The sequence below is a fragment of the Streptomyces dioscori genome (assembly GCF_003024195.1).
Taxonomy (GTDB): domain Bacteria; phylum Actinomycetota; class Actinomycetes; order Streptomycetales; family Streptomycetaceae; genus Streptomyces; species Streptomyces dioscori.
This window is the reverse complement of record NZ_KZ679055.1, coordinates 41,658-58,492: the sequence shown is the minus strand read 5'-3', so window position 1 is coordinate 58,492 and position 16,835 is coordinate 41,658. Positions and strand designations below refer to the sequence as shown.

The window sequence follows — 16,835 nt, the reverse complement described above, 5'->3', positions numbered from 1 at the left end:
CTTCATGCACGCAGACCTCTCCCGCTCCACCTTCCGGCCGGAGCGGCACTACTCGGCGGTGCTGGTCCAGCAGGGCCGCGTCCAGCTCGACGCCGACGCCAACGAACAGACCGCGATCCAGCTCCATCAGGCCCGCGCGCTCGCCACCGACCTGATCGGCCCGCACGGCGGACCGCGCGACGCGGCAGGCTTCCGGATCGAGTACGTCGGCGGCAAGCACGACATCGACACCCTCCACATCCACGGTGGCCGCTACTACGTCGACGGCATCCTGTGCGACGCGGACCGCCCGGCCACGGGAGTCCCCGTACCGGACGAGGACGACGAAGACGACAAGGGCGGCCAGGACAGCAAGAACGGCAAGGACACCGAAGGGCAGGACACGGCACAGCCGACCCCGAGTCCGCACTGGACGTACTGGGACCAGCCGGACGGCTTCCGCGACCCGGAGAAGCCCGGAGACCGGCTGCCCTCGCCCGCCCAGGCGCCCTTCGTCGCCTACCTCCAGGTCTGGGAGCGCGCGGTCACCGCGGCCGAGGACCCGGCACTGCGCGAGGTGGCGCTCGGCGCGGCGATGCCGGACACCGCCGCCCGCGCCAAGGTGGTCTGGCAGGTCCTGCCCCTGGCGCTCGCCGACCTGGACATCGAGGCCGCCGAACCGTCGAAGGACACGGTCCGCGAGGCCTTCACCCGCTGGGCCAGGGCGAGGGCCGTCTCCTCGTCCCGCCTGGCCGCCCGAGCCGAACGCCCCGGACACGCCGACGAGGACCCCTGCCTGGTCAAGCCGGACGCCCGCTACCGAGGCCCGGAGAACCAGCTCTACCGGGTCGAGATCCACGCGGGCGGCGCGGCGAAGGACGCCTCGTTCAAGTGGTCGCGCGAGAACGGTTCCGTGGTCTTCCCGGTCGACGGACTGGACGGCGCCTGGGTGCGGTTGGCGTCCCTCGGCCACGACGACAAGCTGGACCTGGACGTGGGCGACCGCGTGGAGTTCACCGACACCGCGTACGCCTCCCGCCTGGAACCCCTGCCCCTGCTGAGGGTCGAGGAACTGGACCTCCCCGGCCGCCGCGTACGCCTGTCGGCGGAGCCGGAACCAGGCGTCGGCCGGCTGCCGCACATGAACCCGTTCCTGCGCCGCTGGGACCACCACGAGGGGCCGCGCCGCAAGGGCCGCACGACGACCCTGCGGGGCGGGGCGGTTCCCGTCACCGAGGGGGAGTGGCTGCCGTTGGAGGACGGCATCGAGGTGTACTTCGCCAAGGGCGGCGCCTACCGCACCGGCGACCACTGGACCGTGCCCGCCCGCACCGCGACCGGCGGCGTCGAATGGCCGGTAGACGGCTCCCGCAGGCCCTTGCTCCAGCAACCGGCCGGAATCACCCGGCACTTCGCGCCGCTGGCCCTGGTCAAGGGCGAGGCGGGCGCGGTGGACCTGCGCCTGGCCTTCGCCCCGCTCGCCACCGAGGTCCCGGCGGCGGACGAGGCGACGCTCGCGGCGGAGGCGCGGGCCCGCGAGGAGGAACAGCGGGCGGAGACAGCCGAAGCGGAGCATGCCGCGGCCCCGGAAGGAGACAAGTAGTCCATGGCAACACCACTGACCGCGTCCAAACTGATCACGATCCTGCGCGCGGAGGGCCTGACGGTCCACGAGGTCCGCAACTGGCGCAGCCACAACCGCAACAGCAAGGGCGCCTGGGGCCCCATGAACGGCGTGATGATCCATCACACCGTCACCTCGGGCACCGCCGCCTCCGTCGACATCTGCTACGACGGCTATGCCAGCCTGCCCGGCCCGCTGTGTCACGGAGTCATCGACAAGAAGGGCCATGTCCACCTCGTCGGCAACGGCCGCGCCAACCACGCGGGCCTGGGCGACGGAGACGTGCTGACAGCCGTCATCAACGAGACAAGACTCCCGTCGGACAACGAGGCGGACACGGACGGCAACCGCCACTTCTACGGCTTCGAGTGCGTCAACCTCGGCGACGGCAAGGACCCGTGGCCCGAGGTCCAGAAGGAGGCCATCGAGAAGGTCTCGGCCGCGATCTGCCGCGCCCACGGCTGGAGCGAGCGGTCCGTGATCGGCCACAAGGAGTGGCAGCCCGGCAAGGTCGACCCGCGCGGCTTCACGATGGACAGCATGCGCACCCGCATAGCGGCCCGCCTGAAGGGCAAGCCCACCTCTCCCAAACCCCCCACGACACCCCCCAAACCGTCGTACGTCCCCTTCCCGGGCAGCGCGTTCTTCCACGTGGGCCAGAAGTCCGCGGTCATCACGGCGATGGGCCGCCGCCTGGTCGCGGAAGGCTGCGGCCGCTACGAATCCGGCCCGGGCCCCGACTGGACGGAAGCGGACCGCAAGTCCTACGCGGCCTGGCAACAAAAACAAGGCTTCAAGGGCAAGGACGCGGACGGCATCCCAGGCAAGAAAACCTGGGACGCCTTGAAGGTCCCCCGCTAACCCCAAGAGGGCCCCCGGGGGCGCCCCTCCCGGGGCGCCCCCCAAGGGGCGTGGGGAACGGCGCGCTCAGCCACGACGCTCCCGCAGGTCAAAACCACCGCCACTCCCAGGCCCCCGCCGTCACCCCCCGCTCGGCGGATAAGACGGCCGTTCAGGAATGGCCACCCCCGGCGAGGGCAACGCAGGCAACGCCCCCTCAAAAACCCACGCTGCAAACAGCTCATCCAACGGCTCGGCCGAATACCGAGCCACATGCGCGACAAACGCCGCAGTGGTCACCGCCCCACCCCGATGCACGGTCACCCACCCCCGCAACATCCGAAAGAACGCCTCGTCCCCCAAAGCACACCGCACGGCGTGCAACACCAACCCGCCCCGCTCGTACAGCCGGTCGTCGAACATCAGCTTCCGACCAGGATCGGCCAGCCGAAGATCCTGCGGCTTCCCGGCCAGCCCCCGATGCGCGATCCCCGCCAGGGCCTGCGCACTGCGCCCACCCGACCGCTCGGACCACAACCACTCCGCGTACTTCGCGAACCCCTCGTTCAGCCAGATGTGCCGCCAGTCGGCGATGCTCACACTGTTCCCGAACCACTGGTGAGCCAACTCGTGCGCGACCAGCCGCTCGGACCCCCGCCCGCCGTCCACATGGTTCGCGCCGAACAGCGACAGCCCCTGCGCCTCCACGGGCACGTCGAGTTCCTCCTCGGTGACGACGACCGCGTACTCACCGAACGGATAGGGCCCGAACAGCTCCTCGAAGAGCGTCATCATCGCGGGCTGCCGCGCGAAGTCCCGCGAGAACTCGGTGAGCAGCCGCGCCGGAATGTGCCCCGACTGCGGCACCCCGCCCAGGCCCGGGTCGCCGAGCAGCACGGTCTGGTACTTGCCGATGGAGAGCCCGACCAGATAGCTGGACGTCGGCGCGGCCTGCTCGTACACCCACGTGGTCGTGGACGCCTTGGGCGTACGCGTCAGCAGCCGCCCGCCCGCCACCACCGAGTAAGCCGACGGCGTGGTCACGGCGATCTGGTAGGAGGCCTTGTCGGCGGGCCGGTCGTTGCACGGGTACCAGGAGGGCGCGCCCACCGGCTGGCTCGCCACCAGCGCCCCGTCCTCCAGCTCCTCCCAGCCGATCCCGCCCCACGGACTGCGTACCGGCTTGGGATTGCCCGACCAGTGGATCTCCACGGTGAACGCGGCCCCGGCGCGGATCGCCTTCCCCGGGCGGATCCGCAGCCGGCCGCCCCGGTGGGTGTAGTGCTGGGCCCGCCCGTCGACCCGGACCCGCCCGATCCGGAAGTCGGCGAGGTTCAGCTGGAACTCGGCGAGCGGCGACCGGCCCGCTATGGCGTTCAGGCGCGCGGTGCCGGACAGCCGGTTGGGTCCCGGACGGTAGTCCAGGGCGAGTTCGTACCGATGGACCCGGTAACGGGGGTCCCCGTTCGCCGGGAAGTACGGATCCGCTCCCACTGTCTGCTGAACCACTGAAGTATCTGCTCCCTGCGCTGTGCTCGTACGGCGTACCGGCATCGCCTCCCGGGCGCCGTACGAGCCGCGTCTGGGAACGCGACGCCTAGGAACGCCACGCCTCGATCGGGTTGCCCAGCCAACGGGTGTCGTCGGGAACGGATTCCGCCGCCATGACGAGGGACGCGGGTCCCAGTGTGCTGCGCGCCCCGACGGTGCTGCCGGGCAGAACGATTCCGCCCGGACCCAGCGTGGCGCCCTCACGGAGGACCACAGTATCCGTCCTCAAGATCCGGTCGTGGAAGAGGTGGGTCTGCAGCACACAGCCACGGTTGACCGTCGCCGCGTCCTCCAGTGTCACCAGGTCCGTCTCGGGCAGCCAGTAGCTCTCGACCCAGACGCCCTTGCCGATGTGGGCGCCGAGGCCGCGGAGCCACAGGTTCATGACGGGGGTACCCGGCACGGACCCGGCCAACCACGGCACGGCGACGACCTCGACGAAGGTGTCGGCCAGCTCGTTGCGCCACACGAAACCGCTCCACAGCGGGTGCTCACCGGCGCGGTGGCGACCCACGAGCAGCCACTTCGCGACCACGGACAGCAGTCCGGCCGCGGCACCGGCGCCCAGCAGCACCAGCCCGGCGAGCGCCCAGGCCCACGCCCCGAGCGCGCTCAGCGCGGCCACCGTCAGCACGGCGAGCGCCGCCGAGCAGAAGACGGGCACCATCCGGCACAGCTCGACGAGCCCGCGCGCCCACAGCAGCCGCGCCGGCGGGTCGTACGTCAGGCTCTGGTCGCCGCCCTGCGTGGAGCGGGGCAGCTTGACCGGCGGCAGTCCCAGGTAGGAGCTGCCCTTCTTGGCCTTCTTCGGCGTCGCGGACAGCACGCCGACGAGACCGCCGTCCGGCACCGAGCGGCCGGGGCCGGTCATCCCGGAGTTCCCGAGGAACGCCCGGCGCCCGATCTCGGCCCGCCCGATCCGCATCCAGCCACCGCCCAGCTCGTACGGCGCGGTCAGCGTGTCGTCGGCCAGGAACGCGCCCTCGCCGACCGTCGTCAGACTCGGCAGCGCGAGGACCGTCGACACCTCGGCGCCCCGCCCGATCCGCATCCCGAGCAGCCGCAGCCACACCGGCGTGACGAGTCCCGCGTACAGCGGGAACAGGGTTTCGCGGGAGCGGTCCATCAGCTGGGTGACGGTCCAGGCCTGCCAGCCGATCCTGCTGTGCGTCGGATGCGTACCGGGCCGCAGCCCGAGGCTGAGCAGCCGCACGGCGACCAGCAGGAGCAGCGCGAACGCGAGACCGAAGGCGAGGGTCGCCGGCACCAGCGCCACGGCGGCACCCCGCAGCGCCTCGACGAGCCCGGCGTCCGGCGATACGAAGACGCCAACGACGAGCAGCGCGGCAAGCCCCGAGACCACGGGCAGCATCGTCAGCGCGAACCCGGTCGCCCCGTACATCACCCGCCAGTACGTGCCCTTCTGGGGGCGCTCCTTGGGCCAGTCCCGCTTGGCCTTGCCGAGCTTGGCCGCGGGCGCGCCGGCCCACCGCTGACCGGTCGGCACCTGCCCGGAGACCGCCGAGCCGGGGGCCACCTCGGACCGCTTTCCGACGCGCGCGCCGGGGAAGAGGATGCTGCGGGTGCCGACCACGGCGTGCGCGCCGACCTTGACCGGGCCGATCTCCAGCCGGTCGCCGTCCAGCCAGTGCCCCGACAGGTCCACCTCGGACTCCACGGCGGCACCGCGGCCCAGCTTGAGCATGCCGGTCACGGGCGGCAGCGAATGCAGATCGACGTCGGGGCCGACCTTGGCGCCCAGTGCCCGCGCGTACCGCTCCAGCCAGGACCCGGTCAGCGACGTCGCCCCGCTGAACTCGGCGAGCCGCTCGGCCGTCCACAGCCGCAGATGTACGCTCCCGCCGCGCGGATACCGTCCCGGCGTCACGTTCCTCAGCAGCAGCCGCGCCCCGCCGGCCCCGATCGCGAGCCGTCCGGGCGGGCTGAAGAGCAGCGCGGCCAACGGTCCGATCAGCCACCAGGAGGCGGTCGGCGCCCACGGATACGCCCCGAACCAGTGGAGCGCGTTGCCGAGCGCGGCCAGCGCCACGGTCCAGCGCAGCCCGAGCAGCGCGAAGAGAGGGATGAGTACCAGCAGCTGCACGACCTTGGCCCGCAACGGCACCGGCGCGATCACCCGCTCCGCGCCGTCGCCCTGAGCGGACTTCTCCAGATGCCGGGCGAGCTTGCGCAGCACGGGCTGCTGGTAGATGTCGAGCACGGCGGCGCTCGGATAGCGGGTACGCAGGCGCGTGGTCAGCAGGGCGGCGGCGAGACTCCCGCCGCCGATCGCGAAGAAGTCGTCCCGGGCGGAACCCACCGGGATGCCCAGCACCTCGCTCCACTGCTCGGCGAGCCAGGCCTCGGTCCCGTACAGCTGCTCGGTGGGTCCGCCGGTCTCCAGGTTCTCCAGCGGCCAGGGCAGCGCGTCCCGGTCGACCTTCCCGGACGTACGGGTGGGCAGCTCGGGCACGAGCGCGATCAGCGGGACGAGGGCGGCGGGCAGCTCGGCCCGCAGCCGCTCGACGGCGGCGGCATGATCCCAGCCGCCCCCTTCGGCGCCACCATCTTGAATCCCTTCTTGAATCTCTGCTCGAACCTCGTCCTGGAGGACGACATAGCCGACGAGCAGCTGGTTCCCGCCGCGCGCGGTCCGCACGGCGGCAGCGGCTCCGGCCACCCCGGGCAGCGACTGAAGAGCGGTGTCCACTTCCCCCAGCTCGATCCGGCGCCCGCCGAGCTTGATCTGCTCGTCGGCCCGCCCGAGGAAGATCAGTCCCTCCGGCTCCGCCTTGACCAGGTCACCGCTGCGGTAGGCGCGATCCCAGCCGAGCGATTCGAGCGGGGCGTATTTCTCGGCGTCCTTCTCGGGATCGAGATAACGGGCCAGCCCCACTCCGCCGATGACGAGCTGCCCACTACCGCCCATCGCCACGGGCTCCCCGGCCTCGTCGACGACGGCCAGCTCCCAGCCCTCGAGCGGCAGCCCGATCCTGATCGGCTCCTCACCGGTCATGAGGGACGCACAGGCGACGACGGTCGCCTCGGTGGGCCCGTAGGTGTTCCACACCTCACGCCCCTCGGTGACCAGGCGCTGCACCAGCTCGGGCGGGCAGGCCTCACCGCCGAAGATCAGCAGCCGTACCTCGTTGAGGGCCTCCGGCTCCCACAGGGCGGCCAGTGTCGGCACGGTGGAGACGACGGTGATCTCCTGCTCGACAAGCCAGGGCCCCAGGTCGGCCCCACTGCGCACCTGGGAACGGGGTACGGGCACCAGACAGGCCCCGTAACGCCACGCGAGCCACATCTCCTCGCAGGAGGCGTCGAAGGCCACCGAGAGCCCGGCCATGACCCGGTCACCGGGTCCGATGGGCTCCTCGGTGAGGAAGAGCCTGGCCTCGGCGTCCACGAAGGCGGCGGCACTGCGGTGCGTGACGGCGACACCCTTGGGCTTGCCGGTCGAACCGGAGGTGAAGATGATCCAGGCGTCGTCCCCGACCCCGGGCCGCGAGGCCGGCACCTCGCTCCGCCCCTCGACGGTCAGCTCGTGTCCCGCCCCGACGACGGCGCGAACGCCCGCCTCCCCGAAGACCAGCTCGGCCCGCTCGTCCGGGTCCTCGGCGTCCACCGGTACATAGGCGGCCCCGGCGGCGAGAACAGCGAGAACGGCGACGTACAGCTCATTGGTCCCGGACGGCACCCGCACACCGACGCGGTCTCCGAGGCCGACACCCGCGTCACCCAGCCGCCGCCGCAGCGCCTCGACCTCTGTGGCGAGGGCGCGGTAGCTGAGGGCGCGGCGCCCGTCGTCGAGGGCGGGCTCGTCGGGATACGCGCGCACAGCGGCGTCGAGGATGTCGACGAGCGTGCGCGGTGAAGGTGCGGAGGCTGCGGAGAAACGCGCCCGGTCGCCGAACTCGGCCCGTACCTCGTCGTCGGACAACTGGAACGCGGGGCCATGCTGGAGGGCTGCCATCGGGTCCTCACATGTCGTACCCGGATGCACCGGGGGAGCAGGCGGGCCCGCAGGTATGCCTGGGGATATTCCACTCAGCTCCGAACAAGCGTGGAATTTTAGTACGACGCTAGCCCCGACCTCGCGTCCCAGCGACGCGAACGGGTCTGTACGGGGCCCTCGGTGTGGGCTCCGCACCCCGCTGACATGGCCTTATGTCACCTTGACGAGATCTGCCCCACACCTGCCGGAAACCCGCTGATGAACGCCGTCCAGGCGTCGGGGGGCACGCTCAGCGACTGCCGAGCGTCGTGACGAAGGGGAATCCGCATGGCCGGAGAAGTACTGACCGTGTGCCTGCCACCTCTCCTGCCCGGCCTCGTGCGGCAAGCGATCGCAAAGGCCATTGCCCCTTTCGACCACACCAATGAGGCTGAGGGCCTTGCTGGCTCTGACGGCGACGCACCCGCGCCCGTCCGGTCCCCGCCTCCCGCTGAGCCCGGAGGAGCGACACCTCCTGGTCGTGCTGAGGCTGCTCGGCGCGCTGATCCCGGAGGCCTGCCGGCTCACTCAGCAAACGTCCGGGCCGACCGTCGTGGACGCGTTGTGCGAGGCCGCGTCAGATCACCGGGGTCGAGGCCGGTGCGCTGAAGCACCAGCTGTTCCCGCCCGGCGCCGGAGTCGACCGATCCGCGTCTCCTTGCCGCGCACCCGAAGCCCGCGACAGAAAAACCGTGGATACACCCGTAGCTGCCGGCACAGCCCGCGACGCAGGCGTCGATCTCTCCGCGGAGTCCGCCGGGCGCAGCGATGAGGTGAGCGGGCCCACCGCAGAAGAGATAGCCGAGTACATGCGCGAGCACCAGGGCCGTCGGAACAGGGGCCTTGGCTTATGAGACTGCCCAGCGCCCAGAGGGGCTGATGCGGTGATCGCGAGGCTGCTCGCGTCGTGGATCCTGAAACGCAGAAGACCCCACGTGAAGTGGGGTCTCAGCTGGTGTCCGAGGGGGGACTTGAACCCCCACGCCCGATAAAGGGCACTAGCACCTCAAGCTAGCGCGTCTGCCATTCCGCCACCCGGACAAGGTGTCTGTCGCGCGGGGTTCCCCTCGCGGCGACGAAGGAAACATTACCAGGCTTTGGAGAGCCCCCGATCACGGGGCGGTGGCCGGGCCGTGGGGCGTGAACGGCGTGTGACGGGCGTGGTCCGGCCTTGGGCGGGGAGGAACGGGGAGAGAGGATGAGGGGGAAGGACGTGGGTGACCACCAGCAGTGACAGTGGGAGGAAGCACGTGAGCGAGCAGGACACGACCAAGGGCATCAAGGGTGAGGACGAGGTCGTCGACCTCTGCCGCGAGCTGATCCGGATCGACACGAGCAACTACGGCGACCACTCGGGTCCGGGTGAGCGCAAGGCCGCCGAGTACGTCGCCGAGAAGCTCGCCGAGGTGGGACTCGAACCTCAGATCTTCGAGTCGCACACGGGCCGCGCCTCCACGGTGGTCAGGATCGAGGGCGAGGACCGCTCGCGGCCCGGACTGCTCATCCACGGCCACACCGACGTCGTACCGGCGAACGCCCAGGACTGGACGCACCACCCGTTCTCCGGCGAGATCGCCGACGGCTGTGTGTGGGGCCGGGGCGCGGTCGACATGAAGGACATGGACGCGATGACCCTCGCGGTCGTACGCGAGCGGGTGCGCAGCGGTCGCAAGCCTCCCCGCGACCTCGTGCTGGCCTTCCTGGCCGACGAGGAGGCGGGCGGCACGTTCGGCGCCAAGCACCTCGTGACCAAGCATCCCGACCTCTTCGAGGGCGTGACGGAGGCGATCGGCGAGGTCGGCGGTTTCTCCTTCACCGTCAACGAGAACCTGCGGCTGTATCTGGTGGAGACCGCCCAGAAGGGCATGCACTGGATGAAGCTCACCGTGGACGGCACAGCCGGGCACGGTTCGATGATCCACAAGGACAACGCGATCACCGAGCTGTCGGAGGCCGTGGGACGGCTCGGGCGGCACAAGTTCCCCGTGCGTGTGACGAAGACCCTGCGGCACTTCCTGGACGAGCTGGGCGACGCCCTCGGCACCGAGCTGGACCCGGAGAACATGGACGCGACGCTGGCCAAGCTCGGCGGTATCGCCAAGCTCATCGGCGCCTCGCTCCAGAACACCGCCAACCCGACCCAGCTCGGCGCGGGCTACAAGGTGAACGTCATCCCGGGCCAGGCGACCGCGCACATCGACGCCCGCTACCTGCCCGGTTACGAGGAGGAGTTCCTCGCCGACCTGGACCGCATCCTCGGCCCGAACGTGAAGCGCGAGGACGTGCACGCGGACAAGGCCCTGGAGACCACCTTCGACGGGGCGCTCGTGGACGCCATGCAGACCGCGCTGATCGCCGAGGACCCGATCGCGCGGGCCGTGCCGTACATGCTCTCCGCCGGCACCGACGCCAAGTCCTTCGACGACCTCGGCATCCGCTGCTTCGGGTTCGCCCCGCTGAAGCTGCCGCCGGAGCTGGACTTCGCCGGGATGTTCCACGGTGTCGACGAGCGGGTCCCGGTCGACGCCCTCAAGTTCGGCGTGCGGGTGCTCGACCGCTTCATCGAGGCATCCTGAACGGTGCGGACCGGGGTGGGCCGGGGTGGGCCGGACGGGTGTGTCCGGCATTAACCCGCTGAAACGACACTCCAATAATCGCCAGCGCGTACGGAGTCGACTGAGAAGAGTGAATGCGCTCATAAGCTCGTAGCCCTATTACTCCCTCCTCGTTACTGCTGATGTGATCCGCGGCTGGGATCACATTTGCCTACTAGGAGGAACAATGATCAAGAAGATCGTCGCCGCTGCGGCTGCCACGGGTGGCCTCGTTCTCGCCGGTGCGGGTCTTGCGGTTGCCGACGCCGGTGCTCAGGGTGCCGCTGTCGGCTCCCCGGGCGTGCTCTCGGGCAACGTCGTCCAGGCGCCCATCCACATCCCGGTGAACGTCTGCGGCAACACGGTCTCCGTGATCGGGCTGCTGAACCCCGCCTTCGGCAACACCTGCACCAACGTCTGACCCTGTGCTCGACGTCTGACGATGTGCTCACCTCATGAGGGCCTGCATTCCATGAAGGTCTGAGTCCATGAGGGTCTGAGTCCGCGGCCCCGGAGTGCGTGCCATGCGCTCCGGGGCCGCCGACTTTCCGTATACCGCGATATCGCGCACCACACGGTTCACAAGGGGCAGGGAAAAGCTATGCGACAGGTCACCCGCAAAGGCCTGATGACGGTGGCGGCGGCAACCGGGGTCCTCGCGGCCACCGGCGGTTACGCGCACGCCGACTCGGGGGCGCACGGCACCGCTTCGGGCTCCCCGGGCGTACTCTCCGGCAACTCGGTACAGGCGCCGGTGCACGCGCCCGTCAACGTCTGCGGCAACACCGTGAACGTGGTCGGCGTGCTCAACCCGGCGGTCGGCAACAAATGCAGCAACAAGGGGGCGGGCAAGGGCTCCGGCCACCACGGGCACGGCGGCTCGGGCGGTGGAACCGGATCGCACGCCGGGGGGCACACCGGCGACTCACCCGGCGTCGGCTCCGGCAATCACGTGAACATCCCGGTGGACGTACCGGTCAACGTCTGCGGCAACAGCGTCTCCGTCGCCGGTGTCGGCAACACGGCCACGGGCAACGCCTGCGGGAACACCGGCAGCGGCGGGCACGGGACCACGTCTCCCGGACACGGGGGACCCGGCTCCCCGGGCAAGCCGGGACAGCCCGGTGATGACGCGGAGCACCCGGGTACACCGGGCGGGCCGGGCAAGCCGGGAGACTCGGACGGCTCGGACGGCTCGGGGCGGCCCGGTTCGTCGGGGCACGGAAGCGGGGGTGTCTCGAACGCCGACGCCTCGAACGCGCACGCCTCGGACGCGAACGGCCTCGGCTCCCGGGCCGCCGGCCGCCCCGACGGTTCCGCGCACCTCGCGCAGACCGGCGCCGGTCTGCCGCTCGGTCTCGCGCTGCCCGTGGGCGCGGGCGCGCTGCTGGCGGGCGCCGTGCTCTACCGCAAGGCACGCGCCTCGGCGTGAGCGACTGATCCCAGCCAGTCGAAAGCAGGCCGGGAGCGGGCCGACAGCCGGCCTGAAGCAGGTCGACGGAGCGGGCCCCGCACGTGCGGGGCCCGCTCCGTTTCAGCCTTCCCGCGTCACCATGTGGCGCGCACCTGGCGGATGATCCGTCGGCGCAGCCGCACCCTGCGGCTGCCGTCGGTATGCAGGCTGAGGCGGTCCAGTTCCCAGTGTCCGTACTCCGCGTGGTCCGTCAGCAGGCGTGCCGCTTCCTTGCGGGAGACCCCGCGCGGCACATACACGTTGACAAATTCGTATTCCGGCATCGCATCTATTGTGCGTGCGGAGGCCCGGTACGGATAGCGTCTGCACTATGTCTGATGCTGCGCAGCCCACCGCTGCCGAGGTACGCGCCGCCGCCGAGGCGGTCAAGACCGCGCTCGACCGCCACCTGGCGGCGGTCGAGCGCAGGTCGGGTGAGGACGACCCGGCCGTCTACGAGGCGTTCAACGAGTTGGCGGCGGCCGCCGAGGAGTACGACGAGCTCCTCTACGACCGCTACGACGAGGTCACCCCTTTCGAGATCCCCGGCTCCGACGACGCCCTGCCGCCGTACACCGGGCCGGAGGAGCCCAACGCGCTGAGCGTGCTGATCCGCCGGGACTACGCGGTGGTGGAACCGCAGCGGCTGCTGGCGCAGGCCCAGCGGGTCGAGGCGGTCGAGGAGTCCGGGGCGGTGACGGCGGGCTTCGACGCCGCGTCCGGGACCGTGCACGGTGCGCTCGGCGTCCTCTTCGGCGAGTTCGAGCCCGACGAGATCGCCTCCCGGCACAAGGAGTTCGGCCTGGAGGAGGGCGACTCGACGCTGTGGGTGACCGCCTCGGACGAACCGGCGGACCCGGGTGAGTGGCTGGAGGCCCCGTTCGAGCAGGCCGACACGCATCAGGTGGTGTGCCGCTTCGACGTCAGCGCGGTCTTCGACGACGACGCCGATGACGGCATCGACGACCTCGACGACATCGAGGACGAGGTGCCGGACACCGTCGAGCCGGAGCTGGAGGACACCCTCGACGAGACGGCGGTGGAAGCGGAGGCGGCGGCGCAGGACCTGCGGTCGCGCAACGCGGACCGCTGACGGCCCGGCCGCACCCCGGCAGCCCGCCCCACTCCGACGGTGGCGGTCACCGGCCCCGCAAGGGCCCGGTGACCGCCACCGCCGCGTCCGTGGTACGGCGCCGGGCTCAGACCGACGGCGGGATCTGAGCCGTGATCAGGGCCGGCAGCCTTGTCGTACGGGGCTTCGCGGCGATCTCCGCCACCGCGTGCGGCAGCGCCTGTTCCACGCCGTGGACCACGGACAGGTGTCGGTCGGCGCGGCCGAACGCGGTGTAGACCCACGGCCTGGAGAGCGCCTGTGCCGCGTCGCCGGGCAGCACCACGACCGCGGCGGGCCAGCGGACCCCGACGGCCTGGTGGGCGGTGAGCGCCCACCCGTGCCGCACGGTCTGCTCCACCCGCTCCTTCGGTACGACGACGGGCACGCCCGCGCACTCCAGGTGCAGCCCGTCGGCGTCGGCCTTCACCACCTGGCCCAGGACCGCACGGCCCGGCGTCGCCGAGTACGCGACCCGGTCGCCCGGGTCGAAACCGCCGAAGCGGCCGGGGCCCGGGTTGAGCCGCTCCTTCAGGGCCGCGTTGAGCACGCGTGTGCCCGCCGCACCGCCGTGGCCCGGAGTGATCACCTGGGTCTGCTCGGCCGGGATGCCGATCGCGCGCGGCACCGAGTCGGCGACCAGCTGCACGGTGCGGTGGATCGCCTCCCCGGCGTCCCGCACCGGGATGATCACCACTTCCTTGCCCGGCGCCTCGACCTGGTTCAGCTCGCCGATGCCGATGCCCGAGACCAGTTCCCCGACGGGGCCCGGGTCCGGGGTCCGTGAGGCGATCTGCGGGCACACCCGCGCGGCGAGGAGATCCGCGAACACCCGTCCGGGGCCCGCCGACCACAGCACACCCGGGTCCCCGCTCAGGACGAGCCGGGCACCGTCGGGCAGCGACTCGGCGAGCATCGCCGCGCTCTCGACGTCCAGCTGGGGCGCGTCCAGCACCACCAGGAGGTCGGTCCGGAGCATGCCGTCCCGGTCCCGCCCCGGGCCCTCCTCACCGGAGAGCAGACCGGCGACGGTGGCCACGACCGCGCCGGTGCGAGTGCCCTCGGCCTGCTCCCGCGCGTCCTGCTCCCGCGCGTCCTGCTCCTGCGCGTCCGCACCGGCGAGCAGTTGCGCGAAGCGGCGGCGGCCGTCCGGGTGGTGGGCTGCGGCGCACACCCGGAGGCCGAGGGACAGGGCAGCCGCCACCAGGGAGGCGGGCTCCGCGCGGGACGCCTCGCCGCCGGTGTGCAGGACCAGGCCGCGGCCCGCGACCGCCCGGATCAGCTCGGCGGCCGAGCCGGTCGCGGCCGGTTCCCAGGCCGCGGCGGCACCTTCGTCCTTGGGCAGCGAGTTGACCACCCGGGCCAGTCCGTCGGCGAGGCTCTCCTCGGCGAGCGCGTACCGCTCCAGACCGATGAGGACGCGCACCGGACGCGCCTCCTCGGCCTCCGCACCGTCCTCGCCGTCCTCGCCGCCGTCGTCGTCCGGGGTGGCGTCCTCCACGGACCGCCGGGGAGCCGGGGGCGTGCCGCCGGGCTCGTCCAGCGCGTCCTGGAAGACCAGCGCGTCACCCTCGGCCAGCGCGCTCTGCACGGCCGCGTCGGGGTCGGGCACCGAGCGCTGCGCGAGCGCGGCGTGCAGCGCCGCCGCCTCCAGGGCGGTGTGCCCCACCAGCGCGGCCTGTTCGAGGAGCCACACCGTGACCGCGCGGCCCCGCCGTTCGTCGTCCGGACCGCACTCCGCACCGAGCAGCGCCCGGGCGAACCCGTCGGCCTGCTCGGGCCGCACCCCCGCCACCCGGAGCAACTGCCAGGGGTCCTCGCGCAGTTGTCCGTCCGCCCCCTCGCCGAGGGTGGCGGCGGTCTGCGGTGCCAGCGCCTCCGGGGCGCCGCCCCGGACGAGTACGGCGCGGACCGCGTCGACGGACTCCGACGCCATCGACGCCGGGGCACCGGAGGGCACGGGCTGCGGGCGGCGCACCGGCTCCTGCGCGACCCTGCGCGGGGTGGGTTCCGGCCCGCTGAAGACGCTCGCCGAGGGCTTCTCGCCGCTCTCCACCGCCCGGACGGCCGCGAGCAGATCGGCGGCCGTCCCGCTGAGTGCCGTCCCGGCCAGGACCGGCCCGTCCTTCTCCGCCTTCCGCCGCTCGATCCGCTCCCGCAGTTCCCGCTGCGCGGCCAGCTCGGCCTCGGCCTCGGACAACTGGACCGCACCCTCGGTGGCGCCCTCGGCGGGACTTCCGGTGCCCTTGTCGGCGCTGTCGGCACTGTCGGCGGCCCCACCGTCCCCACCGGCGCCCCCGACGAGGGGACTGTCGGCGCCCGAAGAGTCTTCCGCGGTGTCCGCCGAAGAGCCCTCCGCGATGTCCGCCGAGGAGTCCTCGGCCCCGCCCGCCGCGTCCGCGGTGTCTCTCCCCCCGGTGTCCGGCGAGGCGTCCTCGTGGGGCTCGGTGCCCGGCTGATCCCCTGCGCCGGGCATCCCGGACTCGGGACCGGCGTCCGGCGTCCCCGGCTCGGCTTTCTCCGCGGCGGCGGACGGCTCCGTGGTCACAGCGTGCTCCAGTCGTGATCGGGATAGTGGTGCACGGGCGCCGACACGTCGTCGAGCGCCCGGCAGATCTCGTCAGGAAGACTAAGGGTCTCCACTGACAACGCGGCCGTGAGCTGCAGCGCGTTGCGCGCGCCGATGATCGGGGCGGCCACCCCGGGCCGGTCGCGGACCCAGGCGAGAGCCACCTGCAGCGGCGTCACCGCCAGGCCGTCCGCCGCCGTCGCCACCGCGTCCACGATGCGGCTCGCCGCGTCGTCCAGATACGGCGCGACGAACGGCGCGAGCTGCTCGGAGGCGCCCCGCGAGTCCGCGGGCGTCGCGTGCCGGTACTTGCCCGTCAGGACGCCCCGGCCCAGCGGTGACGACGGCAGGAGCCCGATGCCCAGGTCCAGGGCGGCGGGCAGCACCTCGCGCTCGACACCGCGTTGCAGCAGCGAGTACTCCATCTGCGTACTGGCCAGCCGGGTGCGGGTGCCGGGTGCGGCGAGCTGCCAGGTCGCCGCCTTCGCGAGCTGCCAGCCGCAGAAGTTGGAGACCCCGGCATAGCGGGCCCGGCCGCTGCTGACAGCGATGTCGAGGGCCTGGAGTGTTTCCTCCAGGGGCGCGTCCGGGTCGAAGGCGTGGACCTGCCACAGGTCCACATGGTCCGTGCCGAGCCGGGCCAGTGAGGCGTCGAGGGCGGACAGCAGATGTCCCCGCGAGCCGTCGAACCGCCGGTCCGGGTCGGGCACACTGCCCGCCTTGGTGGATATGACGAGATCCCGGCGGGGGACGAGCCCGTCCATGAGCTGTCCGAGCAGATACTCGGCCTCCCCGTCCCCGTACACGTCGGCCGTGTCGACGAGGGTCCCGCCCGCCTCCCAGAACGCCTTCAACAGGTCCGCGGCGTCGTGTTCGCCGGTGTCCCTGCCCCAGGTGAGGGTGCCGAGACCGATGCGGGACACGCGCAGGCCGGTACGGCCGAGATGCCTCTGCTCCATGGTGGCTGAGATTACTGGCCGCAAGTCGACGTGTGGGAAGCCTGTGGACAACCTTCGTCACATGATCCGCAACGCTGTCCCTGCCGCTGTCCCTGCCGCTCGGCCCGGTGGCGCGCTAGGGTGCCGGGCAAGGGACGTTACTGATCAGTAAGGGGAAT

The 16,835-nt window shown here is 71.9% G+C and carries 11 protein-coding genes and 1 tRNA gene; 6 read left to right on the top strand and 6 right to left on the bottom strand.

The features are described from left to right. Positions 1-4 precede the first annotated feature (4 nt). Complete coding sequence (locus C6Y14_RS35840; protein ID WP_107021067.1) at positions 5-1,582, top strand: DUF6519 domain-containing protein; 1,578 nt, start codon at positions 5-7, stop codon at positions 1,580-1,582. 3 nt (positions 1,583-1,585) lie between these two features. Then, positions 1,586-2,464 carry a peptidoglycan-binding protein gene (locus C6Y14_RS35835; protein WP_107021066.1) on the top strand — a complete coding sequence of 293 codons (879 nt, stop codon included), beginning with the start codon at positions 1,586-1,588 and terminating at the stop codon, positions 2,462-2,464. 120 nt (positions 2,465-2,584) lie between these two features. Here C6Y14_RS35835 and C6Y14_RS35830 read toward each other — a convergent pair whose 3' ends face one another. From C6Y14_RS35830 to C6Y14_RS35820, 3 genes are all read right to left on the bottom strand, one after another. Beyond that, on the bottom strand, positions 2,585-3,997 hold the full coding sequence (locus C6Y14_RS35830; RefSeq protein ID WP_199854981.1) for a M1 family metallopeptidase: 1,413 nt from the start codon (positions 3,995-3,997) through the stop codon (positions 2,585-2,587). A 43-nt stretch (positions 3,998-4,040) separates the two neighbouring features. Next, entirely contained in the window at positions 4,041-7,970 is a 3,930-nt protein-coding gene (locus C6Y14_RS35825; RefSeq protein ID WP_107021065.1) for a Pls/PosA family non-ribosomal peptide synthetase, read from the bottom strand. Between the two features lie 974 nt (positions 7,971-8,944). Beyond that, positions 8,945-9,032: transfer RNA gene (locus C6Y14_RS35820), tRNA-Leu, on the bottom strand. A 209-nt stretch (positions 9,033-9,241) separates the two neighbouring features. Here C6Y14_RS35820 and C6Y14_RS35815 point away from each other — a divergent pair. From C6Y14_RS35815 to C6Y14_RS35805, 3 genes are all read left to right on the top strand, one after another. Then, positions 9,242-10,567 (top strand): M20/M25/M40 family metallo-hydrolase, encoded by a 1,326-nt coding sequence (locus C6Y14_RS35815; protein ID WP_107021064.1) that lies wholly within the window; start codon positions 9,242-9,244, stop codon positions 10,565-10,567. Positions 10,568-10,772: 205 nt separating this feature from the next. Beyond that, positions 10,773-11,006 (top strand): chaplin ChpH, encoded by a 234-nt coding sequence (gene chpH / locus C6Y14_RS35810; protein ID WP_107021063.1) that lies wholly within the window; start codon positions 10,773-10,775, stop codon positions 11,004-11,006. A gap of 180 nt (positions 11,007-11,186) precedes the next feature. Next, entirely contained in the window at positions 11,187-12,017 is an 831-nt protein-coding gene (locus tag C6Y14_RS35805; protein WP_107021062.1) for a chaplin, read from the top strand. 116 nt (positions 12,018-12,133) lie between these two features. Here C6Y14_RS35805 and C6Y14_RS35800 read toward each other — a convergent pair whose 3' ends face one another. Then, positions 12,134-12,322, bottom strand: coding sequence for a DUF5703 family protein (locus tag C6Y14_RS35800; protein ID WP_107021061.1), 189 nt, complete (start codon positions 12,320-12,322; stop codon positions 12,134-12,136). Between the two features lie 47 nt (positions 12,323-12,369). Between C6Y14_RS35800 and C6Y14_RS35795 the strand changes: the two genes are divergently transcribed. Continuing rightward, on the top strand, positions 12,370-13,131 hold the full coding sequence (locus C6Y14_RS35795) for a hypothetical protein (protein ID WP_107021060.1): 762 nt from the start codon (positions 12,370-12,372) through the stop codon (positions 13,129-13,131). Positions 13,132-13,237: 106 nt separating this feature from the next. Here C6Y14_RS35795 and C6Y14_RS35790 read toward each other — a convergent pair whose 3' ends face one another. Together C6Y14_RS35790 and C6Y14_RS35785 are read right to left on the bottom strand one after the other, a co-directional pair. Continuing rightward, positions 13,238-15,625 carry a helix-hairpin-helix domain-containing protein gene (locus C6Y14_RS35790; protein WP_107021216.1) on the bottom strand — a complete coding sequence of 796 codons (2,388 nt, stop codon included), beginning with the start codon at positions 15,623-15,625 and terminating at the stop codon, positions 13,238-13,240. Positions 15,626-15,693: 68 nt separating this feature from the next. After that, the gene (locus C6Y14_RS35785; RefSeq protein ID WP_107021059.1) at positions 15,694-16,677 is read right to left on the bottom strand and encodes an aldo/keto reductase; all 984 of its coding nucleotides are present in this window, start codon (positions 16,675-16,677) and stop codon (positions 15,694-15,696) included. Positions 16,678-16,835: the final 158 nt, after the last annotated feature.